Raw genomic sequence first — 25,383 nt, 5'->3', positions numbered from 1 at the left:
AAATAGCGTTACAGAAACGTACAATTTTACTGTGTTGCTAACATATTTGCGCGTTATGATGCGGGCTCACCCTTCGGAGACAGTCCATGCATAAACTGCTTGCCGCCGCTGTGCTTGGCGCCACCTGCGTGGCTGCCAGTGCCGGCGACATCACGCTGTACACGCGCGCCCACTTGGGTGGCCCGGCGATCACGCTGCACGAGGCTGCGCCGGATCTGGATCAGCAAGGCTTTAACGACAAGACCTCCAGCGTGGTGGTGCACAAGGGGTCGTGGGAGGTGTGCGCGGAAAAGCATTACAAAGGCAAATGCATGGTGTTGAAAGAGGGCGAGTACGCCGAGCTGAAGGGATTCAATGACATGATTTCCTCAGTGCGCGAAGTGGAACCGAAGAAAGCCAAATAGCGTGGAATACAAGGACTACTACCAAACTCTCGGCGTGGCCAAGACTGCGTCCGACGATGACATCAAGAAGGCTTATCGCAAGCTGGTACGCAAGTATCACCCGGATTTGAGCAAGGAGCCTGATGCCCAGCGCAAGACGCAGGAGATCAACGAGGCTTACGGCGTGCTGGGCGATGCGGAAAAGCGTGCTGCTTACGATGAGCTGGGACGCGGCCATCAGTATCGCGCCGGCCAGGAGTTCCGTCCGCCGCCGGATTGGGGACGCGGCTTTGGCGGCGCTGGTGCCGGCGACCCGATGAACAGCGATTTCTTTGCTGATTTGTTTGCCAATCTCGGCGGACGCCGGCGCGCGCCGCCGCGGCGCGGCGAGGATAGCCATGCCAGTATCCGTATCGATTTGGCCGACGCCTACAACGGCGCAACCCGTACCGTGAGCTTGACGGTGGCCGAGCGCGATGCCCAGGATCGCATTTTCACGCGCGAGCGCAATCTGAGCGTGACGATTCCCGCCGGCGTGACGGAGGGCCAGCAACTGCGGCTGTCGGGACAAGGGCAGCCCGGCGCGGCCGGGCCGGGTGATCTGTACCTGGAGATTCAGTTCACGCCGCATCCGCGCTATCGCACGGAAGGGCGCGACGTGTATCAGACCGTGCCGGTGGCGCCGTGGGAACTGGCGTTGGGCGGCGAGATCGAGGTGACGACGCCGTCGGGCAAGGTGCATGTGACGGTGCCGGCCGGTTCGCAAAGCGGCCGCAAGCTGCGCCTGCGCGGGCGCGGCATCCCGGGCAAGGAGGCCGGTGATTTGTACCTGCTGCTCGAAGTGGTGCTGCCGCCGGCCAATAGCGACCGGCAGCGCGAGCTGTATCAAACCATGGCGCGCGAGATGGCCTTCAACCCGCGCGCTTAGCTTAGCGCGGCCGCAGCGAGATTGGCGCGGCTACAGCAACGCCGGACGGCGCGTTCGGTTGCGGCGGCGCCGGCAGGCGATCGGTCAACTGGTGGTAGCCATGTGCCGGCAGACAGTGCTCGGCGGCGGCTGCGCGCTCCTCTTCCGTCAAGTCCAGGCCTGGCTGGTCGAGCTCCAGGAATTGCTCCATCAGCCAGCGCGTAGCCGGCCCCGGTTCTTCGTCGCCACGGCGAATCACGTACAGAGGGAAGCTGAATTCGCTGCCCTCGGGAATTTGCAGCTGCACGAGGCGGCCCGCATCCAAATCCCACTGCACAAACTCCAGCGGCATATTGCCCCAGCCGATGCCGTTGCGCAGCAGCGCATGCTTGGAGCTGAGATCGCCCAGGCGCCAATCGCGCAAGGCCAGCACGCCAAAATCCTGCCCCTGCGTCAGTGTGCTGCGATCCGTCAGCACCAGCTGGGTATGTTCGCGCAGCACGCCTGTCGGCACGATGCCTTCGATCTGCGCCAGCGGATGGCCGGGCGCCACCACCGGCACCATAGTCACGAAACCGCACGCCTGCCGCTCGATCACGTCCGGCGTGCCCGGCATCCAGCCGCTGATACCGATGCGGCAGGTGCCGTCGGCCACCAGCTGCGTCACCGCGCCCAGCGCCTCGGTGCGCAAACGCATCGACACGGTCGGAAATTCCTTCTGAAACGCGTGCAGAATGCGCACCAGTTTGCAGGTCGAGAACATCACGTCCACCACTAGCGACACCTCGGCCTCCAGCCCTGCCGACAAGGCCTTGGCCCGCGCCCGCATGCCATCGACCTTGAGCGACACGGCGCGCGCATCGGCCAGCAAGGCTTTGCCGGCCTCGGTTAAGGTCGGCTTGCGCTTGCTGCGGTCGAGCAGTGCCACATTGAGCTGCTCCTCAAGATTGGCAATTGTGTAACTAATCACCGACTGGGTACGGTGCAAGGCGCGCGCCGCATGGGCAAAACCGCCATGGTCAATGACAGCAATGAACACGCGCAACTGGTCGAGGGAGGGAAGGCCGGGATCTCTCATAATCGATTTTATCGATAGATAACATTTAAATAAACCACGTTTCATCGATATTATAATCGTTTTATGATGCAGCCATTCCCTCACCGAAAGGACACAGCATCATGGCAAAAGTACTTCACATCGACAGCAGCGTGCGCAGCACCGGCTCCCTGACCCGTCAACTGGGCGCAGAATTCATCGCTAAACTGAAAGCCGCCGACGCGACCACCACCGTGGTGACCCGCGACGTAGCGACCAATCCAGTGCCGCACCTGACCGAGCAAATGCTGGGCGCTTACTTCACCCCGGCCGAGCAGCGCAACGCCGAGCAAGCCTTCACCATCAAGACTTCGGACGTCCTGGTTGACGAGCTGCTGGCTGCCGACACCATCGTCATCGGCGCGCCGATGTACAACTTCTCCGTGACCTCGGGCCTGAAAGCCTGGATCGACCACGTTGCCCGCGCTGGCCGCACCTTCCAATACGGCGCCAACGGCCCTGAAGGCCTGGTACACGGCAAGAAAGTGATCGTATTCGTTGCCACCGGCGGCGCGTACAGCGAAGGCCCAGCCGCCGCTTACGACCACACCACCACCTACCTGCGTTCGGTACTGGGCTTCCTCGGCATGACCGACGTGACCTTCGTGGTTGCTGAAGGCGTGGCAATGGGCGACGACGCTGTTGCAGCAGCACTGGCCAAGAGCCGTGCGCAAATCGAGGCGATTGCTGCCTAAGCAATAGTCACGTCTCGTGCGGTATCATGGAGGCTTACAGCAATGGAGCCTCCATGAAACGCAACCTGCATCTCTTGGTGATCGATCCGCAAAACGACTTTTGCGATCTGCCGGAAACCTACCGCCCGCTAGACCCAGTCAGCCGCCAGCCACTCGCGCCGGCCCTGCCAGTACCGGGTGCACATCAAGACATGCTACGCCTTGCCGGCCTGATTAACCGGGGCCGCGCCGGTCTTACCGCGATCAGCATCACGCTCGATTCGCATCACCGTTTCGACATCGCCCACCCGACCTTCTGGATCGCGGCTGATGGCGCTCCCGTCGCTCCCTTCACTGAAATTACCGCCGCCGACGTACGCGCGCAACGCTACACGCCGCGCCATCCCGCCGCTTTGCCGCTGGCGCTGAACTACCTCGACAAGCTGGAAGCGGCAGGCCGCTACAAGCTGATGGTGTGGCCGGTGCACTGCGAGATCGGCAGCTGGGGCAACAACGTGCACGCCGACGTGCACGCCGCATACGGCCACTGGGAAGAAGCGTCGTTGGGCATCGTCGCCAAGCTGGCCAAGGGCTCCAATCCGTGGACGGAACACTATTCGGCAGTGCAAGCCGAGGTGCCCGATGCCGATGATCCCGACACCCAGTTCAACTTTAAATTCGTGCGCGCGCTGGCCGAGGCCGACCGCATTTACGTGGCGGGCGAGGCCGGTAGCCACTGCGTCAAAGCCACGGTCGAACACATCGCCGATTATTTTGAAGCCGAGTACGGCGCAGCCTCGCTGGCCAAGCTGGTGCTGGTGACCGACTGCATCAGCCCGGTGACCGGCTTTGCGCCGCAATACCAGGCCTTCCTGCAAGCGATGCAGGCGCGCGGCGTGCAGCTGATGCAATCGGCCGACGTATTGCCTGAACTGCTGGAGAACGCCGGCCGCACTGAAGGACACGCATGAAGCAGCCCATCGTCCGTAGCCTGCTGGAGACGGATCTGTACAAATTCACCATGTGGCAGGCGCTGCTGCATGGCCATCCGAACTCGCACACCGAGTACGAATTCGTGTGCCGCAACACGCCGGCTTTCCCGCTGGCGGAATTGAAGGAAGAGGTGGAGCGCGAGCTTGATCATCTGTGCTCGATGAGTTTCAGCGATGCCGAGCTCAGCTACCTGCGTTCGCTGCGCTACATGAAAAGCGATTTCGTCGACTTCCTAACCGTGTTCCGCTTCCAGCGCAAGTTCATCGAGGTGCGCACCGAGGGCGACACGCTGCTGATCCACGCCGGCGGCCCGCAAGTGCACGTGATGGGCTTTGAAATTTACGTGCTCTACATCGTCAATGAACTGTACTTCCGCCGCTTTGACGCCGAAGCCGCCTTGGTCGAAGGGCGTGCGCGCCTCAGCGCCAAGATCGCCAAGCTGAAAGCCTTCAGCGCCGAGCCGGCGCGCCGCTTCCCGTTCGAGTTTTCCGACTTCGGCACGCGCCGCCGCTACTCGGCTGCGTGGCATGACGAGGTGGTGCAGCGCCTAGCGCGCGAGGTGCCCGAATATTTCAAAGGTACCTCCAACGTTTATCAAGCGATGCAGTTCGGCTTGATCCCGATCGGCACCATGGCGCATGAGTACATGCAATCATTCCAGGCCTTCGGCGTGCGCCTGCGCGATTTTCAAAAGGCCTCGCTGGAAGCGTGGGTGCAGGAATATCGCGGCGACCTCGGCGTGGCGCTGACCGACGTGGTGGGCATGGACGCCTTCCTCGACGACTTCGACCTCTACTTCGCCAAGCTGTTCGACGGCCTGCGCCATGATTCCGGTGATCCCGTGGTGTGGGGCGAGAAAGCCATCGCCCACTACGGCGCGCTGCGCATCGATCCCAAGACCAAGCGGCTGGTATTCTCGGACGGCCTCAACCTCGATAGCGCGATTGCGCTGTACCGCCACTTTGCCGACCGCATCATGACCGGCTTCGGCATCGGCACGCACTTGACCAACGACGTCGGACTGGCGCCGCTCAATATCGTCATGAAGCTGGTGTGCTGCAATGGCCAGTCGGTGGCCAAACTGTCCGACTCACCCGGCAAGACTGTTTGCAGGGACCAGACCTTCCTGGCCTACTTGCGCCAGGTGTTCAACCATCCCGCGGTGCCATGACCGAGCTGTTCCTGCTGAACGCGGGCATCTACACGGTGGTTGGCGCGGCGCTGCTGCTGGTGTGGCGGCGCCACCGCGCGCAAACCTTCGCGCGCGACATGGGCTGCTCGACGCTGTTTGCCGCGCTGCTGCCGCTCGGCTATCTGGTGCACACCGGCGCACCGGCGCCGTGGCAAGGCGCCGGCTTGCCGCTGGTGGTGCTGGGCGCGATTCCGAACTTGCTATTCCTCGCTTCCGGCGTGATGCAGCTGTCGGGCCGCCGCCTGCCGCAAGGGGCGGCCGCGCTCATTATTGCGCTGGCGCTGGCCGCCTTGCTGCTGCCGCAAAATAACGCCAAGCTGCTGTGCTGGGCGCTGTTCAACATGAGCGTGCTGACCTCGGTGGGCACGCTGGCCGTGTACTGGCTCTGGCGCACCGCGCCCGGCGTGCGCTTGGTCGGTGTGCTGCTGATCGCGCTGGGACTGAACCAACTGCTGCTGCTGGCCTATGGCGAGCAGGCGCTGGCGCTCAACATCGTTATCGCTACCTTGCTGCGAACCTTGATCGGCGCGGTGTTCGGCTTGTCGGCGCTGGACGGCGCGCTGCGCGAGGCCGGCAAGCTGGCGACCCGCTTCCAGCAATTGACCGAACACTCGGTGCAGGGCGTGGTGGTGACGGATGGCGCGCGCATCCTGTACGCCAATCCGGCGGTACGGCAGATTTACGGCATGCCGCTGGGCCTCGGCCGCTACGTGGCGTTTGCCGATCTGCCGCCGCAATCATTTAGCGACGAACTGCTGCAACGCTACCATCGCCAGCTGCAAACCGGCGAAACCGAAACGGCGAACTGGGAAGGGCGGCGCGAAGTGGCAGGCGGGCGCGAATTGGAGCTGCGCTTCGAGGCATGGCGGATCGAGTGGGACGGCGCGCCGGCCACCCAGATTCTGATTACCGATGACACTGAGCGCAACGCCAGCGCACGCGAGTTGCTGCACCAAGCCACGCACGATAAATTGACTGGGCTGCCGAACCGCACGGTGCTGATGCAGCGGCTCAAGGAATACTGCTATCGCGCTGACGCCGGGCTGCACTGCACGCTGGTGGTGCTGAATATCGACCGCTTCAAGCTGTTCAACCAGAGTCAGGGCCACGTGGTCGGCGACCAGGTGTTGAAGGCGTTTGCGGCGCAGCTAAGGGACGTGCTGGGCGCGCGCGCCGAGTTGATGCGGCTGGGCGGCGACGAGTTTGCCATCGTCGATCCCGACGGCGATACGGACGGTGCGCGCGATATCGCGGCGCGCCTGCAAGCGGCGTGTGCGCGGGCGATCAAGCTGGCCGGCGGCGAGTATGTGATCGATGCGTCGATGGGCATGGCGCTGTTCCCTGAGCATGCAGGAAATGCCGAGGCGCTGCTGCGTGCTGCCAACGCTGCCATGTACCAGGCCAAGCGCATTCCCGGCACCTCGCTGGCACTGGCCGAGCGGCGCTTTGAACAGGTTTCGCGTAGTGCGCTCGATACCGAGCAGGCGCTGCGCAAGGGGATCCGCAACCAGGAAGTCTATCTCGATTACCAGCCCAAGGTGGATGCGGCCAGCGGCAAGCTGCTGGGCTTCGAGGCGCTGGCGCGCTGGCAGCGTCCCGGCATCGGCCTGGTGAGCCCGGTGGACTTTATCGCGATTGCCGAGCGGACTGGTTTGATTCCTGAGTTGGGCGCGATGCTGCTGGAGCGCGCTTGCCATCAGATTGCCGCGTGGCGGCTGGCGTATGGCGATTGCCTGCCGGTGGCGGTCAATGTGTCGCCGATGCAGTTGCTGAACCAAGGCTTCCCGCAGCTGGTGGAGCGCTTGCTGCGCGAGAGCGGCATTCCGCCGTCCAGCCTGACGCTGGAAATTACCGAGAGCGCGGCGGTCGATAACCTGGCCGACACGCAGCACCAGTTGCAGCAGCTGCGCGCGCTGGGCGTGGAGGTGGCGATGGATGATTTCGGCACCGGTTTCTCTTCGCTCAGCATGTTGCGCGAGCTGCCGCTGAGTACCTTGAAAATTGACCGCGGCCTGATCTCCCCGTTGCCCGCGCCGGATGCGGTGGCCGTGGTGACGGCGATTTGCCGCCTGGCCTCGGCGCTGGAATTGCAGGTGGTGGCCGAGGGCATCGAAACCCTGGAGCAAGCGATCGCCGCGCGTGACGCGGGCTGTCACGCCTTGCAAGGTTTCTTCTATGCGCGGCCGCTGAGCGTGGCCGATGCCGGCGACTGGCTGCAACGCCAGTGCGGCGGCGCCGATTGTGACGCGGACGACGACGAGGCGGCGCTGGTCAGTTAAGCGTCGCGGGCGCCGTAGCCGCCCATGATGGTGTCGGCCTTGTCGCGGTCGTCATCATCATAGATGTCGACGGTCAGCATGGCGCCGGTGCGCTGGCGCGCGGCGGCTGCGGCGGCCGGCCCGCCCGGCGTGAGCGAGTCCAGCAAATTGCCGACCGCGCTGGTCGCCACGCTGGGCGGCAGGGCGGTGTGCTTGGTCAGCTTGACGCTGGACTGCGGGAAACCGCTGGAGAGCAAGGCGCTGCGGGCGCTCTCGGCATCGGACAATTGCTCAAAATTACGGTGGATGGTGCGGGTCATGATGGCCTCCTGCTGAGACGCATGGTGCGTGGCGCGGTTACGGTTAGAAACCGGCGACCACGGTTTCGAAATGCTCAACCTTCGGCGGCAGCGCGAAATAGCTGCCGACCAGTCCGCGCCAATCCTGAAAACCCGCGCTGCCGCGGAAATCGACCGTGTGGTTTTCCAGCGTTTGCCAGCCGATCACCAGGTGATAGGTGTCTGGCGTCTCGATATCGCGGTCGAGGCGCATCGACAGGCAACCGGTGGCGGCCTTGAAAATCGGCACCGCCTTGGCTACCGCCGCCTGGAACTCGGCATGGGCCTCGGGCTGGATATACAACTCGGCGATCTCGTAAATCATGGGCATTCCTGAGAGTGGGGCGAATGCTCTATTGTGCCTCAACTGGCGCGGGCGTGCGCAGGATGAAACGTACGGCCTGTTGCGCCAATTCCTGCACGTCGGCGCCGCTGCCCGGCTTGTACCATTGCACCGTCCAATTCAGCGCGCCGAAGATCAGCAGGCGGTCGAACTGCGAGGGCATGATCCAGTCGCCCGAATGGTGCAGTGCGGCGATGGCGCGGTCCCAAATCTCCTCGTAGCGGTCCTTGAGGGCGACCAGGCGGTCGCGCGAAACCTCGTCCAGCGAGCGCCACTCGTACAGCAGCACGGCGATAAAGTGGTGGTCGGGCGCGAGCAGAGTATGCAGGTGGGCCTCGACCAGCCGTTGCAGCATGACGCTGGGGGCGAGCGGCTGGGCGGCGATCACCTCGATCTCGGCCAGCGAGCGCTGCAAGCCTTGCTCCATGATGGCGGCCAGGATGTCCTGCTTGGTCTTGAAGTGATAAAACCAGCTGCCGGCCTGGATGCCGGCGGCGGCGGCGATATCGCGCACGGTGGTGTTGTCATAGCCCTTGGTGCGGAACAGCAGGGCGGACTTCTCGATCAATTCGGCGCGCAGGCCGCCACCTTCCCCTTTCTGGGGCCGCCCGCGTTTCTTCGGGCCGGGAACAGCTTGGACGGCGGCATCGTGCATGGCGGTGTCGGGCGCTGGAGGGATAACACTTCCATTTTAATGCAGTGTCGGCACGAAATTCACAAATCCGCAGCAGTGTGCTGCGGCGCAACAACAACTGTGGCTGGATTGGTGAAAACAGAAGGGGAATGTGGTGCCGGTATATTTCCCGACCGCCGGCGCCGGTAGTAGCCGCCCGCTGGGGGCGCTAATTAGTCGTTCCATGTGAGAACTGGTGCCATCATAACGGCCGAATGTGACGGGCGTTTGACGCAGATGGCGGGCGATTGCAAACTACGGTAGAATAGTAAGCCTGTGGGGTCGACCTGGTTTCGACGTGGGTTGCAAAGCAGAACAGGGCATACCGAGGCCTGGTTACCTCGTAAATACACCCAGAAATCAATAACTGCAAACGATAACTCGTACGCACTGGCAGCTTAAGGGCTGTTAGCTCCTAAACGCTTCTTCCCTGGGGCGGACCGTTAAAAGTCATGGAGTCATTTACAGGGAATCGCGCTGTGACGGGTCACTTGAAGCAGCGCTAAATCTAAGGTGAATCGCTTGTCCAAAACGTGCACATCCGTGTTGTACAGGTTAAATTAAATGATAGTGCTAAGTATGTAGAACTGTCTGTAGAGTGCTTGCGGACGCGGGTTCGATTCCCGCCGACTCCACCACTAAACACTTTAGTATCAATGACTTAAGTAATGATGCTGTCTTTTTTTTGGGGTATTTTGGGGCTGTTTAGGCACCAAAATGACAACCGAATGGCAGCATCAGTACCCACCTACCCTCGTCCTTGCCGCTCTTCCTGAGTGCGCGCTTTAACTGACCCCATTGATAGCATGCGGTACGTTTGGTGCTTGGATCCGCTATTGTAAATTTCCGTGCCCTTTAAGCACAGCGGCAAAGGATGTGCCATAATCGCCTGCTCATTTGTAGAGGTGTTGCAAATGGGCATCTGTACATAAGTACAGGTTGCTAATTTTCGATCATCGAGTAGGATAGCAAATTGGTATTTTTTATTAACTGATTTGCTTGAGTCTTGAATGAATAGGGGTTGAGCGGGATCATGCCGTTCCCCTTGGATTTCAGTAGATTCATCTTACATTGAAGGTGTGTTTTGAAATACGAGCTTGCCCAGTTTGACCATGTCCGGTTGGAGCGCACGATCGGGCGCTGGACGGAAAAAGCCGCTCAGCTTGATATGCCGTTTCATGAGTTCGAAAAGGACTTGAACTGGGTAGCAGCGCATATCGACTATACGGTTGTCGGTGATTCCTATGCTTACGGAATTTTTGCTGAAGGTAGTGACCAAGCGGTGGCTGTAGCTGAGATTGTCTACAGCCGTCGGGCTGGGCCGGATGTGGGCTGGTTGAAAATGCTCGAGATTTCGATGGGCCCCGAGCATTCGCCTTCACAGATCTCGTCGGCTGATATGCTGGTAAGTTTAGTCGATATATATGTCGCGGGAGTGCAGGGCGTTATCGGATTAACCGATGTCCATAAGGCTCGAGTTATTAAAATTTATGGTCGGAATGATCAAGAGATGACGTTCTTGGTATCCCTGCAGGCGCATTTGGCAAAGCTCGATAATCACGGCACGACAGGTGGTTTCACCACTAAATTTGAAGGTCGTTGGCTTGTAATTGCAGTTAATTAGGAGATGGAAATGGAAACAGTTCGCTACATGAGCTTGGCGGCATTACGCAATGCTGACCGGGAAGCTTTCGATGGCGCTATTAGGAGTGCGGTCGTCGCTGCTGCTGCCGATGTCGGCAGAGAAGTTTTGATTAAGGCGCTCTGCGGTCCCTCCCGACGAAATGAAAAATCGCAAGCCGGCTTGAAGAAGGCAGCGTAAATGAAAAATCCGCCTTCAGGCGGATTTTTTTCGTCAATGCTTGTCCATGGAATTTTGCAACACGGGGAGCTGATGCGTCCCATATAAAGCCTCTGCTCGGCTTCCTGCCTGAGCATCTGCGTCCGGCATCCACCTGCCGTAGCGGCGAGCGATCATCGTCCAGTCGCGGTGGCCCATTTGCTTGGCAACCCACATCGGATGTTCGCCTGCCGACAGCATCATGCTGGCGTAGGTATGGCGCGTCTGGTAAGGGTATCGATATCGCACTCCCGCCTTCTTCACCACCCATTGCCATAGCGTCTTGCGGATTGGCTGGTCGCCGGCCCAGCGCTCGCCGGTTTGCGGGTTTTGGAATATCTCTTGGCCCGCGAGGTAGGTGTACTGCTTCTGGTTTTGCAGTGCCTCCAGCGCGCCGCCAAGGAGTTTGATCTCGCGGCGTCCCGCCACAGTCTTGGTCGTCTCAACGCTGGTCGCATGCTGAGTCATAGCTTTGGACACGCGGACCACGGCCCGGATGAAATCGACGTCTTTCCAGTCCAGCGCGACCAGCTCGGATGTACGCATGCCTGTCCAGAACGCGAACTGGATCAAATTTTTCCCTTGACCATCTGCGGCCTTGAGGATCGCCAGCTGCTCGTCGCGCGTGAATGGGTCGATGTCGTCCGTTTCTTTTGGAGGCTCAACTTTGGAATAACTCCATCCAGCCATCGGGTTGGTCTCGATTAGTTGGTCGATGTCCGCGGCTTCGGTCAGGGCAGCTCGTAGGACGCTTTGGATGTTGGCCAACGTCTTGTTGCTGGCTTCGAGAGGTTCGAGCTTGTCGCGCACATCCTTCTTCTGTAGCGCCGACAGTTTGAGGGTGCCGAACCACGGCACCAGGTAGCCCACGACGATCTTCCGGTAGCCATTGTAGGTGCTGGCTTTGAGCTGTTTCTTCTGCCGATCAAGCCAAGCGTCGAGATAGCTTTCGACGGTTCGGACGTCCCCTGGCTGGCCGGCAAACTTTGCTGCATTCTTCGACTCGGGGAAGGTGGCCGCATAGTCGAAACTGTTGGTGGCGATTGCGTGCAAAATCGCTGAGCGGTGCTGCTCGGCTCGCTTTAGATTAGCGGAGGTGGGCTTGAGCGGGATGCGCTCCCGGCAGCGGATCCCACGATACATGAAGGTGATTTCGATGCTACTCTCCGACGCACCTTTAACGCCTCGCCCGTCTCGACCCATTTCTCATACCCCAGCGCATCAATTAAGTTCCGCCCATCGGGCGCTTTGATCCAAACCTTCCCTTCCGGCCAGATACCATCGCGGATCTTCGTCCGTATGGCGTCCTCGGTGTAGCCGGATTCTGCGGAAAACTTGGCGATAGTCATATAGCGTAGCATAAAGCTAACTCTCCACTTCATTTGCTACCGCAGCGTAGCCGCCGCCGGTCACATGTTTTACGCAATCCTTGTGCAGCCGCAACAGATTGCCTATCGGGTCCTTCACAACCGCAAAGATGTACCCGCCACCGCGTTGAGTGCGGAACTTTTGGCCGCAGTGCCAGCACGTGCGGGCGCCTTGCCACTTGCGCGTCATATCCGACGGCCCAGCTCATGCAGCGCCGCCTCCTCAGTCAGCACGGCCCTGTACTCGATGCTGATCTTGCCCGGCTCGTCGTGCGGGCCGTACCAGCATAGCCACTGGACTGCGCCGCCGTCGCGCAGCCAGCACTTGCCGTCGTAGGTGCCCGATGGGTAGCTGCTCGAGTATTCAAGCAGTCCAGCCACCTGTCGTGAGGTGAGTCGCACGAATTCGTCATCCATCGGTGCGGAACGGATATCGGCCGGTTGCCGCCAGTGCAGGCCCAGTGGATCGGTCATGGGTGGAATGTCGTTTGTCGGTGCCGTGGCGGCCAGCGCTGCACCAGGCAGCCAGCGGCCAGGCTGAGACATCAGGCTGGCGGTGATCATGCCGTATTCCCTTTCGACGCTTGCGCTGCAATGGCGGTATCGATTGCGTGATCCAGTCCAGTGCCGTAAGCCGCTTGATCGAATTTGGCATCGATCACTGCACCTGTTCCCTCCAGCGCGTCCCATACGTCCAACGGCAGCATGCCGGGTGTGTCGCGCAGGTAGTTGTAACGGCGGGCCGCCTCAGCATTCTTGGCGCGCTCATTGGCCAGCATCGTTGCCAGCGTCTCGCTGTCTTTGATCTCTCGCTCCAGGCGCTGCAATGGCGATTCGCCGTCCTTGAGGTGAGGGCCGAAGGCCAACACCATGCTGGCGTCGGCGCCGGTCACTGCCAGCTTGAAGAAAGCAGCGGCATTATCGATGGTGCCGGATACCTGCGGGCACTGGCCTTCCAGCAACCCGGTTTGCCGCACGAAGAAGCCACATGCGCGCAGCGTGCTGATCAACATGTCGTCGGTGCTGGTGGTGTCGGCTTTGATTTGCTCACTCATGGGATTGCTCCAGTATGGTTATTTCACATGGCCGCACCGGCTCGGCGCTGCCTTTCAGGTAGACGACCATTTCTTCGTCGCCGTCGTGCCAGCAGAAGCCAGCGATGAATTTCTTGACCCCGTTGTGCAGCACCGGCCGCGCCAGCTGCTTTGAGCGGTGGATGCGCATGTCGTGCTTGTCGGCGTCGTCGCGCCAGTGCGGCGCGCTCATGGCCACCAATTCCAAAGCAGGAGAAGCGCGAGCAACACTGCGATCGGAGCGCTGACGTCGAAATCTCCGTCTCGTGTGCGGCGCGTCGGTGGCGATTCAGGTGGCGGTGGAATATGGCGTTTCATATTGCTACTCCTTCTGGTTCACGCTGCGTAGGCCCATGCGCGCTCGTGAGCGAAGTTCGCGCGGATCAGCGCCTCGGCGACCGGCGGGCAGACGCTGTTGCCGCACATGCGCACCTGCGCTGACTTCGACAGCTTGCGGCGCGGCAGCAGGCGAGGATCGCCATCCACCTGCTTGCCATCGACGAACAGCGCCTTCGGATCCGGGATTTCCTCGAACTGGTAAGTGCGCGGGAAGCCCTGCGCGGCGTACAACTCCTTCGGCTGCAGCATGCGCAGCCCGATGTCGACGATCATGTAGTCGATGCCCTGGATCGTCACCAGGCCGTAACGGTCCTTGGTGGTGACGGTGTGCAGCGGCTCGTCGAGGCGCGGATCCTGATCGGTGCCGTAGTACTTGACCAAGAAGGCGCGTACCTCGGCATGGTGCTGGCCGCCAGCGCTGACCGTATGCAGCGGCTCGTCAATGCTGGCGGCTGTGCTGGTGCCGCGCAATTTGACGAGGCTGCTGGTCACCAGGCTGTGGTGATCGCTGCTGGTGATGGTCCCGATTGGATCATCCAGCTCGGACCCAACCACGCCGGTGTAGTGCTTCGCCAAGAAGGCCGTGGCCAGCGCCTTGTTGCCGCTGGCGGTCACGGTGCCAATCGGCTCGTCGACCTGCTTGATGCCCTGGCCCCAGCGCTTTACGCCGGTCGGCGATACCTCGCCGTGCGCTGCGTCGACCAGGACGGCTGACACCATGCTGAAGTGGCCGCCCTTCACCTGCGCGCAGATGGTGCGCAGCGGCTCGTCAGCCGGCATCACGCGCTGGTTGGCTGCTTGCGCATGCTCGGTCAGGAACGCTGATACCAGCGCGGCCTTGCTGGCGCCGGCGACGACGGTGCCCAGCGGCTTCCGGATGTCGAGGGCGCGCGGCGCTTGGCCGTCGCGCTCGCCATAGCCGGTCTGCACCAGAGTGGCTACGGAGATCGCCTTCTCTCCACGGTTGGCGCCGGTGATGGTGCGGAAAGGCTCGTCGACGGGCTCTACACGATCGCCACCCTGGTGCGTGACAGGGACGATCGTCGGCGCGCAGAAGTAGCCATCATTGCGCGCCAGCAGCGTGCCGAATGGTTTGTCCACCGGGCGCGGCTCGGCAGCGCGAGCTGGGCCGCCGGCGCCGACGATGAACGGCGCGTCAGCATCGACCACATATCGCATGATGCCCTTGGCAATGCGGCGCAGAGTAGCCTCGGCCAGCGGCTTGTCGCGCTCGAAGATGCTAGGGCACGGCAGCGAGAAATCGATGCACTCGGCTGCCGTGCGGTGCGGCTGCAGCTGGCCGCTGGCGACGGCAGCCAGATTCGGAGCACCGTGCGACTGATCCGGCCAGGCGATTGGTAGGCCGTCGCGGCGTGCGACCATGAACAGGCGCTTGCGAATGGTCGGAGTGTTGTGGTCGCTTGCGCGGATCTCGCGAAACTCGACCGAATAGCCGTGCCCTTTGAGCTGGCTCACGAAGCTGGCGAAGGTCTTGCCCTTCTTCGCAGGGTCCGGTCGCAGTTTCCCGTCGGCGCCGACGATCAGCGGCCCCCAGGTTTTGAACTCCTCGACGTTCTCCAGCATGATGACGCGCGGCTTGCATTTTGCCGCCCAGCGCATTGCGACCCAGGCCAAGCCGCGGATCTTCTTGCTGACCGGCGTGCCGCCCTTGGCCTTGCTAAAGTGCTTGCAGTCCGGGCTAAGCCAGACCAACGCCACCGGGCGATTGCCCGTCACCTCGATCGGATCGATATCCCAGACGCTCTCGCACAGGTGGCGAGTGTACGGATGATTCAGCGCGTGCATCGCCAGCGCTTCGGGATCGTGGTTGATGGCGATATCGACCGGGCGGCCGAACGCGGCCTCAAGCCCGGTGCTGGTGCCCCCGCCGCCAGCGAAGTTGTCGATGATCAGTTCGTGGCCAAGGTCCAGTGGAATAGTGAAGTTGTCGCGTTTCATAGATCAGGCGCCAGCGTTGGCGCAGAAGACCTCAACGGCCACAATGGCCTCGTCGAGCAGGTTGACCGGGATGCGCGCCATAGCGCCGTCGATACTGGCGATTGCACGACGCAGGGCGACCATGTCGTCGCCGCTGAGGCCCACCTTGCCTGCGCGCTCGTAGCGGTCGACGATAAGGTTCATGGTGTCGGTGGCGTCGGCAAGCGCCGGAGCGGTCATACCCGCGCGCTTCAGCGCCGCCAGCATCTTGGACAGCGTGTTGTAGGTCTCTGGTGACGGAGCGCCGATAAGCGCCTCGCACGCTAGGCGCAGTTCCAGCGCCAGGCGCCGGTGCGTCTCAGTGACCATTGGCACGTTGCCTTTCGGGAGCGGGCGGCGCATTGATTACGCCTTGCCGATCAGCAGGGTGAACTTGCCAGCGCGAGCCTGCTCGACGTAGGCCTTGAAGGCGTCCTCGATCGCCAGGTGAGGGCGGTCCAGTTCGTACCAGAACTTCACCTTGCCGTTGCCGACGCGCAGCTTCAGGCGGGCGCTGATCTTGTAGCCTTCGCCGCCTTTGAACAGGCGGGTGCCGATGGCGAAGGTGCGTGGCACTTCCATCGCGGCGGCGCCGCCGGCGGTGGTGGTCAAGTTCTCGGTGTACTGCAGTTGCACCTGGCCATTGTCGAGGCGCCGGCTGGAACTGAAGTTCACTTCGTTCTTCGCCTGCAGTGTCAGGGCCACGGTCATCAACGTGTCGCCAGATGGCTCGACCACGTCGGCGATGTTATCTTCGAGGAAGATGGCGAACGGCTCCTGCTCCATCGGCTTGCCGTTGTTGCCGAGCCAGTTCTCGAACTCCTTGCTCAGCTCGGCCGTGTAGACGGCGCGGTGGTCACGCCAGCCGGCGGCGTCGCCGTCCGCCACGCCTTGGTGGTCGTTGAAGATGGCGGTGAGCGTGCGCGACTCGACGTCGGCATAGACGCGAGTGCGCTGCGGATCGCCCTGCTGGATCACGTAGGTGAGGAAGCTGTCGAGATCGCCCAGGTGTACGGTGCCCTTCTTGCGGCTCGGCGCCATGCGCGCGGCTTCGATAGCTGCGGTCAGGTCGGTTGCCTTGTAGTCGGGCGGGGCCAATAACTGGGTCACGCCACCGGAGGTAACGACGGCGTTGGACGCTGCGGCTTGCGCCAACAACTTGTCCAGGATGCCGCCGGCCAGGTGGATGTGTTCGCCCGGCGTTGCGGCGAGGGCTGCGACGCCCGCCGTTTGGTTTTGATCGCTCATTGTGCTGCTTCCTTAAGTTGAGAAGGCGCGCCGCCGGCAGCGGTGCGCAGGTCGAGGGAGTGCTGGCGCGGGTGGTTGCGCGACAGGTTGTTGTCGTCGGTGACGAAGAAGAAATCGTCGCCGCGTTCCGGCTTCGGAATCTTGGTGGTGACTTTGTCGGTCACCAGTACGCGGTCGATGTCGCCGCCGCGGGTGTTCGGTTTGACCTTGATCTCCAGCGTGATGGAGCCGGCCTTGCCGGTGTTGCGTACGGCGGTCAGCAGTTCTTCCATGCTGGCGGTCAGCTCGCTATGAGTGCGGCCGTCGCGGATGTCCTGCAGGACCAGGGAAAACGCGCGTTGCGTCATTGGTTTGCCTCTTGGCGAAGGTGGTTGATGGGCAGCGCGGTGGTGCCGCCGCACGGCAGGCGGACGGTGGCAACCTTGGCGCCGTTGGTTATGTCGGTCACGATGGAATCCACCGTGCCGATCTTTTTGCCGGCGTCGCTGTCGAAGCTGACGGTGTCGCCGGGGTTGACGAACTTTTGCATCGCTGCGATTAGAACGGCGTGGTCTCGTCCGACAGGTGCAGCGCGATCGCGTTGCCCAGGTCGATGCCATTCGCTTCCGCCAGATGGAAGATGTGCGTCACAGCAGAAGCCAGCTTGTCTGCCACGGGCTCGCGCTGTTCGCCATTCAGGACGTAAGGCGGCTGCTTCGAACGATAGGAAGCCGATGCGGTTGCGAGGTCGGTGATGGCCGCGTTGACCAGGTCTTCTACGCCTGGTGCGACAGGTGGCTTGCCTTTGCGCGGGACGGTCATCTCGGCCGCAGCACGCGCCGCAGCGGCGCATTGCTGATTCAGGATTTGGCCTGCTGTCTGCAGAGCCGGTTTGTTCAAAGCGAACATGGCGCTTCCTTTCAGTCGTTGTCGTTGGCTTGCAGCTTCTTCACATCGATACGTGCGCGGCGCTGCATGTGGTACCGCGCGCGGTTTTCAAGAATGATTCGCAGGGCTGGATCGGCCAGCACCTGCTCCAGCGCCAGGTCAGTTCGCAAGCCGCGATGCGCGACTTCGAGTGCGATTTGGTCTGGTGCTGGTCGAGTCATTTCAGCGTGCCTTGCTGTCCTGCACGCACACCTGGGTGCCATCTGCTCGCATGCGAGGAGCGAGGGGCTCAGGCTTCAGCAGGAACCTTGGTCGGCTTAGGTACTGGCAGCCGGTCAGGTTGTCCGTGTAGATCAGCAGCCCGCTGCGGCCGCCTGGTGGATCGCTGTCGTCGCGCTGCGAGCAGCCGACTAGCGCTGCGATGGCCATCACAACCGAGAGGGCCATCGGTGCTGCGCATGCAGAATTGAAGGGGCGCATACCGACTCCTACTCGGCCAGACCGGCGTCGCGCATGGCGTCGGCGAATGCGATCGCACGCGGGAAGTTCGGGGATGGCTCTTGCAGGAAGATGATCGCGTTGTCCGGGATCGGCTTCGCGTCGTGGTCGAAGTCGATGGCTTGCTTCTTTCCGTAGTGCGTCATCAGCGCCTCGGCGTTTTTGGTCTTTCCGACACCGGGAGGGCCGTAGATGAATACGGCCTGCGCCTGCTCTTTTTTCTTGGCCTTCGCCATGGTGGTTCTCCTTGTAGTGGGATCGTTACTGCGTCGCGATAGCGCTCTTGGTCAGCACCGGGCTGTTGTGCTCGGGCTTGAAGAGGAAGCCGGTCTGCACCAGAACGGCGGTGCGCTCGACGGCGCGACTGATGGTGCCGGTCTTACGAATGACGCCGGCCAACTCCAGCTCGGCGCGCACCGAGCCCAGTTGCTCCGGCGTGACGTGAGCGACGAACGAAGTGATGATCGCGCTGGCGTGGATCAGTTCCGCTGCAAGCAGGTCAGGTGCGTTCGCGGGCGCCAGCTGGCGGTGGGGGAGATTGGCCTTCGTGGCGATGTGGCGCGCCCAAATCGCGCGGCCTTCGTCTGCGCCAGCGTGGAAAGCGTCGTATGCGACCGTGCCAGCCTCGTACAGATCAGGCAGCATGGTGCCGCTGCTGGCGGTCTCCAGCGCCTTCTCGACGCCCAGGCGGTAGGCTTCACTGCGCGGAGGGCGCGTCGGCGGGAAAGCTGTCGCGATCAGGTCAGCGATCTCGATGCGGGTCAGCGGCTTGATTAGTTCGAGCATGTTCATTTGCGGCTCCGGCGGAAAGGGTGGACGGAAATCGAAGCGGCTTCGGTATCGCTGAAGCGCGCAGCGGCGGACTCGCTCACGGCGCCACTGCTGCGGCCGATCGCGAAAAACTTGATGGGACTGGCACCGTGGCGGCGCACTGTGACGGTGTAGGCGAACACGGCTTGGCTCTCTCCATCTGTAAAGAACGCAAAGAAATATTAGTCCGACTGCTATTCATTGTCAACAGTCCGACTAATAATCACTAATATTTTTTTTGCTTAGGGGTGAATTTGTAGATGGGATGGCGGATGCGCCACAAAAAAGCCCCGGTGGACGGGGCTCTGGGAGGAACTTATTGGCTATCGACTAGGCGCCGAAGCATCGCCTTGATATCGGTGACATCGGCAGCTACAGCGAGCATTTGCTGGTGAAGGGAGAACGCACGTAGACGGAAATTCACTTCGTCGTTGACAGACCACCCCTTGCTGTCAGCGACGTCCTTGATTTCAGAGTGCATCTGCTTGGACATTCGGAGCGTGGTCTGATGGGTATCTTTGGGCGGCTTTTGCTTGGTCATGCGCGCGATAATGCGCGACACTCCTGAGAAGTGTTGTTTTTGATGTCAATTGGTGTCACTTTTTTTCTCCTTTGCCGGTGGTCTAAAATTTAACATTTCAAGACGCACCCTGCCTCGCATAGGCGCGATAGGATAGGTCTCGGAATTATCAGTTTGTAATATCAATTTCCAATAGGGAAATTTGTGACAGTTCACGTATATTCTGCTGTATGGCAACAACTGAAAGGAATGACAATGGTATGTAGCAAAGCGCGCGCCGCAGCTGAGCAGAGGGCGCGTGAGCTATTGGAGCAAATGGATGATGAGGCGCTGGCCGCTATCACCCATGTAATGGAAAAAGCAATACAAGAGCGGCCAAGGAATGCAGGGCAGGCCCAGGCAACGCCTGCCGAAATGTTAAAAAAGTAGGTAAACGTTTCATTGGTCGCCCGCGCCCCCGCCGATCATCTCCCTCTGTTTCGGTCGGGAATGGCGTGGTTGTGACAATTTGTTAGTATATTCAACACCAAAAGTAGTATCTTAAGCAGTTGCTATTTGACTACTTTAGTTGCCAGACATGACGAACATAGAGAGGGCTATGTTGGCGTTTCGCCAATTGAGCGATGCAGACCAGTTGCGGATGCTTCCCATTCTTGCGCTTATGGCGCGCCGTCACCCTAGAGAGCTACTTCGACTGCGTCTCGTGGTGAACAACAAATAACTCTTCCTTTTCCACTGCATCCGCCATGTCTTCCACTAGTTGTTTCCCCTTGGTTGTCGCCATGCGATAGCGATGAATAAGGGCGGCCTCGCGCTCGTCGAGGTGCCCAAGAAAAACTTGGGCTTGAAGCTGAGGTGGGAGAGGGCTGTAGGGCTTCGTCTCAGCGATAACTGCAGTTGGCCGAGTTCCCTTCGAAATGGCGAGAAAGTCTGGCTCAGCAGCGGTTCGTACGCTCCCGGCCAGGCGGCCTGCTTGCTTAGCGAGGTCTGTACTAAATGCAGAGAGCTCGACGCCAAGGAGTTCTACAAACTTGACGCCCGCCTCGACGTTAAGAGGGATCTTTCCGTTGAGATACTGGGCAACGGCACTTTGCCCGAAGCCGAGCAGCTCCGCCGCCGCCTCTTGCGAAGACGGCAAACCTGATTGTTTGCGAGTTGCCTGCCACTGTCGAAACAATTGTTTCAGACGAGCGGCGTCGGCAAGTTGCTCAGTGGAAAGCGGCTGTGCTGGCATAGTTAGTCAACGATATAAGTAAAGCTAATAATTTTCAATTAGTCAGACTGTTGACTAAAATTAGCAGTCGGACTAATATTTGCTCATGAACCCGATTGCCCATATCCGAGCACAGCTCGGAGTTACTCAACGCACCCTTGCTGAAGAGTTGCAGGTCACTCAAGGGAATGTTTCCCACTACGAGCGAGGTCAGAATATGCCGCCTGATGTTGCGAGGCGGCTGATAGCGTTCGCCGCTCGCCGAGGTCACGATCTCACCTTCGATGACATTTACGGCATGCCCGAGAACCGCACGGCGACATGTCCAAGCTGAGTACGCTGTAAGTATGTCATGCCATTTTAGAAACTTCCTCATTTTTTAGCGGGCCAACAAATGAATCTTTCCGATGCGATCTACAAAACCGTTCACAGCGCGATAGGCGGCCTGGAGGCGCTGGCCATCCGCATGAGCATCCGCACGCAGATCATGCGCAATAAGGCCAACCCGAACAGCGGCGCGAACTACTTCAGCCCGGCCGAGCTGGACATGCTGATGGCCCTGACCGGCGACCACAGCGTGCTGCACGCCTTGGCGCAAAACCACGGCTACGTGTGCGTCAAGGTAGAGGGCGAGATGGCGCAGTGCGACATGGCGATCCTGGAAGTGTTCGCAAAGGCCGTCGCGGCGCACGGGGAGGTTGGTGCCGAGCTGTACACGACACTGGCCGACGGCCTGGTGGAGCAGCACGAGGTGGCGCGCGTCGAGGAGGCCGCGTACCGCGCTAAGGCTGCGGTGACCACGATGGTCAATCGCCTCAAGGGCATGGTCGAGAAGTGAAGGGGATCGCTATGTGTGCACGTCGCGTCAGCCGTATCAACTTGCCGTTTGGTGGCGCTGGCAGCTTGTCCTATCGACGTCGGACCGGCCTTAAGCGCCTGCTGCATCGATCGCGGCTGTTTCTCGGACGGATTGCGCGGGCGTTTCGCGGCCTATTTCAGCCGCCGGTTGAGAGCGAATTTCGCATTGCTCCCGGCATGGTCATCGGCTTCGCAGACTCTTTCGATATTTGTATAGCGTGCTACCGGGGCGATTGTGGTCGCCTTAAGGCGGGGCAGCGCCCGTCGTCAGCGATGAGCCATTCAGTACCCCTTGTAAACCATTGGGCCGGCGAAAGCCGAGATTCCACCACTGCGACGGTGGCTTCCGAATCCGCGCCGACCTGGCGCGAAGAATGCGCTACCAACCTTTCTACATCAGTCGAGGCATCCAATGACTGAAAGCGAGCAGCCGGTTGTGCCAGTGACGCCCAACGCTTATAGCTTGCGGCGCTCCGATGTTCGGCTCAGTACATCGGAAAAGTCAGTTATCGACGGCGCGCTTGGCTTCGCGATCGCCGAAGGCAGCGACGGCAGTGTGGATATTTTTGATGCTTTGACCAGCGCGCGCGTAACTATACCCGCAAGCGCGCGCAGCGCGTTTATAGCAATCCTATGCTCTCTTGATCGAAAAGCGTCACCACTTGAATCGTCTTCCCAATGTCCTTCTTCGTGAATTTACGCCCAGCTATGAATCGCCGCACGATTTTCGCGGCCTCCTGATCGGTGAGCTGAGTTAGGGCCGTGACCTGGAACTTCACGCCGTCGACGTTAAAAACGGTTGGATGGGTGATGTGCGTCATTGGTGGAGAAGGATTATCCAGATTGAAAAAAGTAAATATTAACAGAGGAGTTTTGATGCCCCCAAAATTTGCCCTTCACTGCGCAGTAGCATGACGCTCGACGACCTCATCGCTGAGATGCGAGGGCACGGCCTGCCGACGCTGCCCGGCGACGGACTGCCGATCCGCAACGGCAAGATACATCGCTTCGGAAAGGGCGGTAAAAAGGCGTGGTATCGCCTCCGCGAAATCACGCTCGACAATGGCCAGCAGCAGATTGTTGGCTCGTTCGGCCTCTGGCATGGACGCGATCCTGGTACGGTGTCGGTCACGTTCGACTGGTCCGGCATCAGCGATGCGGAGAAAGCCGAGTTCGAACGACGCCAGGCGGAGCTTGAGAAGCAGGAGCAAGAGCGCAAGGAGCGCGTGGTCGCCGCTGCGGCTGGACGTGCGCGTGGTCAGTGGGCGATGGCTAAGGCGATCACCAATCCCGATGACGTCGCCTACTTGAAGCGGAAGCAGGTTACGGGCAGCTTCGCGCGCGTCACCGCCGACGGCGTGCTGCTGATCCCTGCGCGCAAATACCGGCGCGGCGCGAAGCCTGAGCTGGCCAGCGTGCAGAAGATCGCACCGGATGGCAGCAAGAAATTCAACACCGGCGCCGACATGATCGGTGCAGCGTGTTTGCTCGGTACGATTGACGACACTACGCACCTGATTGGCGTCGCGGAGGGCTATGCATCCGGCCAGTCGGTGCGTATGGCGACAAACGAGGCGTTCCCGGTGATGGTCACCTTCAGCGCCGGAAACCTCCTCGCCGTTGCGCGCCAGCTGCGCGCTGACTTCCCCAATGCCGTGCTGCTGTTCTTCGCTGACGATGACTGGCAGATCCAGCAACGATATGCACGCGATCTGCTGGAGCAGTTCGACGTCGAGACGCCGCCGGCGATTGATGGCCTCGACCACGTTTGCTTGACGCGGGAGGATGAGCGCGTGACTGTACGCGCCTGGTATCGGACCGATCCGAACAGCACGCCCTACATCGAGGCGGACATTCGGTGCGGCCGCCGCATGCGGCTACTGAAATTCGAGAATGTCGGTATTGCATCGGCGCGGGCTGCCGCGCGCGAAGTGGGCAACGCGGAGGTGGTGTTCCCTGTGTTCGCCGATCGCGGCGAGAACAAGTGGACCGACTTCAACGATCTGCATGTCGAGCAGTCTATCAACGATGTGGCCGCACAGCTGGCGCCGGTCGTGCAGCGTCTGCTCGGCGAGCCTGCGCAGCCGGTGCCTGATTCTCCCGCGCCCTCTTTGTCGTTGGCGCCGCCCGGTGAGGAGGCGCAAGACGGAAGCGCCGAGCCGGATGCTTCCTCCGAATCAGCGCCCGATCCAGCCGGTTCCCCGTCCCCCTCCGAAGGCGACGGCCGCCCGGTGATGGCTGGCATCTTCACGCTGGACTGGGCGCTCTCGCACTGCGCCTTGGTGCAGGGTTCCACCGACGTGTGGGATTCCCTGAACAAGCTGCGCATGAAGCGCGCCGCATTCGTGGACATGGTCGGCAAGGACGCTGCAAAGTCCTGGGCGGCACACGGTGCTCGGCGCACCATCAGCCCGCGCGATCTGCCGCGCACGATCCGCGGCGTTGCCGTCGACGATGGGGGGGCGGGGGAGGACCAGATCGTGATGATGCTAGACAGGTACACGCTCCTGTACGGCACAAAGACCGTATGGGACGCCTACAATCGCACGATCCTCGGGTATGACGCGATGACGCTGGCGCGCGGGATTGAACTGTCCTCGCGGTGGCTGAAGCACCCGCTTCGACGCGAGGTCGATCTCGAAAAGCTGGTGTTTGACCCTACTCAGCAGGTTGACCTGAATACGCACATCAACATGTTCCAAGGTTTCCCGCTCACGCCGAAGAAAAACGACGCGCACGTCGATTTGGTGCTACAGCTGCTCTACAACCTGTGCTCGCACGAGAAGAATGCGGACGAGGTGTTCCGCTGGGTGCTGAGCTGGCTGGCCTACCCCCTTCAACACCCGGGTGCCAAGATGCAGACCGCCTTGCTCTTCTTCGGAGAAAAGCAGGGGACAGGTAAGAGCCTGTTCTTCGAGGGCATCATCAAGCCGATCTACGGCGCCGCCGGCGCGACTGGCGGCCAGCACCAATTGGAAGCGACATTCACGACGTGGCGATCGCAGAAGTTGTACGTCGTGTTCGAGGAGATCCTATCGCGGCAAGACAAGTACAGCCATTTTGGCGTCATCAAGCACATGATCACAGGCCGGGACGCCTCGATTACCCAAAAGTTCAAAGACGACCGCACCGAGGCCAACCACCTGAACTGCGTGATGTTGTCGAACGAGTTCCAGGCCGTTCCGATCGAGCCGGAGGACCGCCGGTTCCTCGTTGTCGAGGCGCGCGTGCACCCCGGCGAGGAGTTGCTGGAGAAGATCAAGGCGCTGCTGGATCGGGGCCTGATTGAGGCCTTCTACGCCTTCCTGCTGGAGTATGACGTGGGGACGTTCAACGAACACACCAAGCCGCTGATGACGCCGTCGAAAGAACGCGTCATCAACTTCGGCCGACCCGACTGGGAGGCTTTCTACCTTTCTTGGAAGGCCGGTGATTTGGCGGTTCCCTATTGCTGCTGCTTGTCCGAGGATTTGTACGTCGTCTACTCGCGGTACTGCAATCGGTTCGGCTTCAGGTCGTTGTCGTTGACGAAGTTTTCAGAGCTGATTGCCCAGCGCGTGCCAAAGAGCCGTCAGTGGGTGCATGTAGGGGCAAAGAAGCAGCTGCTGACAGTGTTCCACGTTGAGAACGACAGCACCGACACCTTGAGCAAGCAGTGCCACACGTTCCGCGATCTGGCCGATATCCGGGTGACGAGCTGATGCACGCGCTGAATATAACAAGGTTTAACGCTTCCGCCGCTAAGCGTGATCGACTGAAGCCTAGTATCCATGCGGGCTATACAGGGTTAACAGGGTTTGCATGGACAACGCGCACACGCATGAAGTTTTACAGCATTGAGGCTTTCCGTTCTCACTATTTATCTAATCTCGTGCGCGTGGATCAAACCATGTTAACCCTGTTAACCATGTTAAGC

Annotated in this window: 32 protein-coding genes and 1 other RNA gene; 12 read left to right on the top strand and 21 right to left on the bottom strand. The window is 60.8% G+C overall.

Features of this window, described 5'->3' with window-relative positions; translation table 11 throughout:
* Positions 1-86: 86 nt before the first annotated feature.
* The gene (locus GTP45_RS01350; RefSeq protein WP_161012088.1) at positions 87-404 is read left to right on the top strand and encodes a beta/gamma crystallin-related protein; all 318 of its coding nucleotides are present in this window, start codon (positions 87-89) and stop codon (positions 402-404) included.
* A 1-nt stretch (position 405) separates the two neighbouring features.
* Positions 406-1,311: a DnaJ C-terminal domain-containing protein gene (locus GTP45_RS01345; RefSeq protein ID WP_161012087.1), complete on the top strand. Its 906-nt coding sequence runs from the start codon at positions 406-408 to the stop codon at positions 1,309-1,311.
* A 1-nt stretch (position 1,312) separates the two neighbouring features.
* Here GTP45_RS01345 and GTP45_RS01340 read toward each other — a convergent pair whose 3' ends face one another.
* Positions 1,313-2,368, bottom strand: coding sequence for a LysR family transcriptional regulator (locus tag GTP45_RS01340; protein ID WP_161012086.1), 1,056 nt, complete (start codon positions 2,366-2,368; stop codon positions 1,313-1,315).
* 101 nt (positions 2,369-2,469) lie between these two features.
* On the opposite strand from GTP45_RS01340, the gene GTP45_RS01335 reads away from it, so the two are divergent.
* From GTP45_RS01335 to GTP45_RS01320, 4 genes are read left to right on the top strand one after another with little or no spacing between them, the layout of a single operon-like run.
* Positions 2,470-3,081, top strand: a complete 612-nt coding sequence (locus GTP45_RS01335; protein WP_161012085.1) for an FMN-dependent NADH-azoreductase — start codon at positions 2,470-2,472, stop codon at positions 3,079-3,081.
* 53 nt (positions 3,082-3,134) lie between these two features.
* Positions 3,135-4,031: a cysteine hydrolase family protein gene (locus tag GTP45_RS01330; protein ID WP_161012084.1), complete on the top strand. Its 897-nt coding sequence runs from the start codon at positions 3,135-3,137 to the stop codon at positions 4,029-4,031.
* Positions 4,028-5,224, top strand: a complete 1,197-nt coding sequence (pncB, locus tag GTP45_RS01325) for a nicotinate phosphoribosyltransferase (RefSeq protein WP_161012083.1) — start codon at positions 4,028-4,030, stop codon at positions 5,222-5,224. The genes GTP45_RS01330 and pncB overlap by 4 nt, the downstream gene beginning before the upstream one ends.
* Complete coding sequence (locus GTP45_RS01320; protein ID WP_161012082.1) at positions 5,221-7,524, top strand: putative bifunctional diguanylate cyclase/phosphodiesterase; 2,304 nt, start codon at positions 5,221-5,223, stop codon at positions 7,522-7,524. Before pncB ends, GTP45_RS01320 begins: the two co-directional genes overlap by 4 nt.
* On the opposite strand, the gene GTP45_RS01315 is transcribed toward GTP45_RS01320, so the two are convergent.
* The 3 genes from GTP45_RS01315 to GTP45_RS01305 are packed head-to-tail and all read right to left on the bottom strand — an operon-like array spanning position 7,521 to position 8,839.
* A complete protein-coding gene (locus GTP45_RS01315) occupies positions 7,521-7,823 on the bottom strand; it encodes a hypothetical protein (protein WP_161012081.1) in 303 nt (100 codons plus the stop codon). The two genes, GTP45_RS01320 and GTP45_RS01315, sit on opposite strands and share 4 nt — an antisense overlap.
* Before the next feature lie 43 nt (positions 7,824-7,866).
* Positions 7,867-8,166 carry an antibiotic biosynthesis monooxygenase family protein gene (locus tag GTP45_RS01310; RefSeq protein WP_161012080.1) on the bottom strand — a complete coding sequence of 100 codons (300 nt, stop codon included), beginning with the start codon at positions 8,164-8,166 and terminating at the stop codon, positions 7,867-7,869.
* A 28-nt stretch (positions 8,167-8,194) separates the two neighbouring features.
* Entirely contained in the window at positions 8,195-8,839 is a 645-nt protein-coding gene (locus tag GTP45_RS01305; protein WP_161012079.1) for a TetR/AcrR family transcriptional regulator, read from the bottom strand.
* Between the two features lie 296 nt (positions 8,840-9,135).
* Here GTP45_RS01305 and ssrA point away from each other — a divergent pair.
* The 3 genes from ssrA (at position 9,136) to GTP45_RS01290 (ending at position 10,679) form a co-directional block, all read left to right on the top strand.
* Positions 9,136-9,495, top strand: a transfer-messenger RNA (tmRNA) gene (ssrA, locus tag GTP45_RS01300).
* 446 nt (positions 9,496-9,941) lie between these two features.
* Positions 9,942-10,481 (top strand): hypothetical protein, encoded by a 540-nt coding sequence (locus GTP45_RS01295; protein WP_161012078.1) that lies wholly within the window; start codon positions 9,942-9,944, stop codon positions 10,479-10,481.
* Between the two features lie 9 nt (positions 10,482-10,490).
* Positions 10,491-10,679, top strand: a complete 189-nt coding sequence (locus GTP45_RS01290) for a hypothetical protein (RefSeq protein WP_161012077.1) — start codon at positions 10,491-10,493, stop codon at positions 10,677-10,679.
* A gap of 33 nt (positions 10,680-10,712) precedes the next feature.
* On the opposite strand, the gene GTP45_RS01285 is transcribed toward GTP45_RS01290, so the two are convergent.
* From GTP45_RS01285 to GTP45_RS01210, 16 genes are all read right to left on the bottom strand, one after another.
* A complete protein-coding gene (locus GTP45_RS01285; RefSeq protein ID WP_229258294.1) occupies positions 10,713-11,840 on the bottom strand; it encodes a tyrosine-type recombinase/integrase in 1,128 nt (375 codons plus the stop codon).
* A gap of 410 nt (positions 11,841-12,250) precedes the next feature.
* Positions 12,251-12,628, bottom strand: a complete 378-nt coding sequence (locus GTP45_RS01280; protein ID WP_161012075.1) for a hypothetical protein — start codon at positions 12,626-12,628, stop codon at positions 12,251-12,253.
* Positions 12,625-13,119: a hypothetical protein gene (locus GTP45_RS01275; protein WP_161012074.1), complete on the bottom strand. Its 495-nt coding sequence runs from the start codon at positions 13,117-13,119 to the stop codon at positions 12,625-12,627. The genes GTP45_RS01280 and GTP45_RS01275 overlap by 4 nt, the downstream gene beginning before the upstream one ends.
* Entirely contained in the window at positions 13,112-13,330 is a 219-nt protein-coding gene (locus GTP45_RS01270; RefSeq protein WP_161012073.1) for a hypothetical protein, read from the bottom strand. Before GTP45_RS01270 ends, GTP45_RS01275 begins: the two co-directional genes overlap by 8 nt.
* Positions 13,331-13,473: 143 nt before the next feature.
* Entirely contained in the window at positions 13,474-15,435 is a 1,962-nt protein-coding gene (locus GTP45_RS01265; protein WP_161012072.1) for a DNA cytosine methyltransferase, read from the bottom strand.
* 3 nt (positions 15,436-15,438) lie between these two features.
* On the bottom strand, positions 15,439-15,789 hold the full coding sequence (locus GTP45_RS01260) for a hypothetical protein (RefSeq protein WP_161012071.1): 351 nt from the start codon (positions 15,787-15,789) through the stop codon (positions 15,439-15,441).
* 30 nt (positions 15,790-15,819) lie between these two features.
* Positions 15,820-16,701: a DUF2303 family protein gene (locus tag GTP45_RS01255; RefSeq protein ID WP_161012070.1), complete on the bottom strand. Its 882-nt coding sequence runs from the start codon at positions 16,699-16,701 to the stop codon at positions 15,820-15,822.
* On the bottom strand, positions 16,698-17,048 hold the full coding sequence (locus GTP45_RS01250; protein WP_161012069.1) for a YfdP family phage-associated protein: 351 nt from the start codon (positions 17,046-17,048) through the stop codon (positions 16,698-16,700). The genes GTP45_RS01255 and GTP45_RS01250 overlap by 4 nt, the downstream gene beginning before the upstream one ends.
* Positions 17,045-17,230 carry a hypothetical protein gene (locus GTP45_RS01245; protein WP_161012068.1) on the bottom strand — a complete coding sequence of 62 codons (186 nt, stop codon included), beginning with the start codon at positions 17,228-17,230 and terminating at the stop codon, positions 17,045-17,047. Before GTP45_RS01245 ends, GTP45_RS01250 begins: the two co-directional genes overlap by 4 nt.
* Before the next feature lie 8 nt (positions 17,231-17,238).
* Entirely contained in the window at positions 17,239-17,589 is a 351-nt protein-coding gene (locus GTP45_RS01240) for a hypothetical protein (protein WP_161012067.1), read from the bottom strand.
* Between the two features lie 11 nt (positions 17,590-17,600).
* Positions 17,601-17,789, bottom strand: coding sequence for a hypothetical protein (locus tag GTP45_RS01235; protein ID WP_161012066.1), 189 nt, complete (start codon positions 17,787-17,789; stop codon positions 17,601-17,603).
* Position 17,790: 1 nt separating this feature from the next.
* Positions 17,791-18,015, bottom strand: a complete 225-nt coding sequence (locus tag GTP45_RS01230; RefSeq protein ID WP_161012065.1) for a hypothetical protein — start codon at positions 18,013-18,015, stop codon at positions 17,791-17,793.
* A gap of 41 nt (positions 18,016-18,056) precedes the next feature.
* Entirely contained in the window at positions 18,057-18,302 is a 246-nt protein-coding gene (locus GTP45_RS01225) for a DEAD/DEAH box helicase family protein (protein ID WP_161012064.1), read from the bottom strand.
* Positions 18,303-18,327: 25 nt separating this feature from the next.
* Entirely contained in the window at positions 18,328-18,858 is a 531-nt protein-coding gene (locus tag GTP45_RS01220; protein WP_161012063.1) for a hypothetical protein, read from the bottom strand.
* Positions 18,859-19,192: 334 nt separating this feature from the next.
* On the bottom strand, positions 19,193-19,417 hold the full coding sequence (locus GTP45_RS01215; RefSeq protein WP_161012062.1) for a hypothetical protein: 225 nt from the start codon (positions 19,415-19,417) through the stop codon (positions 19,193-19,195).
* Between the two features lie 664 nt (positions 19,418-20,081).
* Positions 20,082-20,630 carry a helix-turn-helix domain-containing protein gene (locus GTP45_RS01210; protein ID WP_229258293.1) on the bottom strand — a complete coding sequence of 183 codons (549 nt, stop codon included), beginning with the start codon at positions 20,628-20,630 and terminating at the stop codon, positions 20,082-20,084.
* 85 nt (positions 20,631-20,715) lie between these two features.
* Between GTP45_RS01210 and GTP45_RS01205 the strand changes: the two genes are divergently transcribed.
* Together GTP45_RS01205 and GTP45_RS01200 are read left to right on the top strand one after the other, a co-directional pair.
* Entirely contained in the window at positions 20,716-20,943 is a 228-nt protein-coding gene (locus GTP45_RS01205; RefSeq protein ID WP_161012061.1) for a helix-turn-helix domain-containing protein, read from the top strand.
* A gap of 60 nt (positions 20,944-21,003) precedes the next feature.
* Positions 21,004-21,447, top strand: a complete 444-nt coding sequence (locus GTP45_RS01200; protein ID WP_161012060.1) for a phage regulatory CII family protein — start codon at positions 21,004-21,006, stop codon at positions 21,445-21,447.
* 640 nt (positions 21,448-22,087) lie between these two features.
* On the opposite strand, the gene GTP45_RS01195 is transcribed toward GTP45_RS01200, so the two are convergent.
* Complete coding sequence (locus GTP45_RS01195; protein ID WP_161012059.1) at positions 22,088-22,288, bottom strand: hypothetical protein; 201 nt, start codon at positions 22,286-22,288, stop codon at positions 22,088-22,090.
* 90 nt (positions 22,289-22,378) lie between these two features.
* Between GTP45_RS01195 and GTP45_RS01190 the strand changes: the two genes are divergently transcribed.
* Positions 22,379-25,168, top strand: a complete 2,790-nt coding sequence (locus GTP45_RS01190) for a DUF5906 domain-containing protein (protein WP_161012058.1) — start codon at positions 22,379-22,381, stop codon at positions 25,166-25,168.
* Positions 25,169-25,383: the final 215 nt, after the last annotated feature.

The sequence above is a fragment of the Duganella rivi genome (assembly GCF_009857435.1).
In the GTDB taxonomy this organism is placed as follows: Bacteria; Pseudomonadota; Gammaproteobacteria; order Burkholderiales; family Burkholderiaceae_D; genus Rugamonas; species Rugamonas rivi.
The sequence above is the reverse complement of the archived record's forward strand: the minus strand, read 5'-3'. Positions and strand labels throughout refer to the sequence as shown.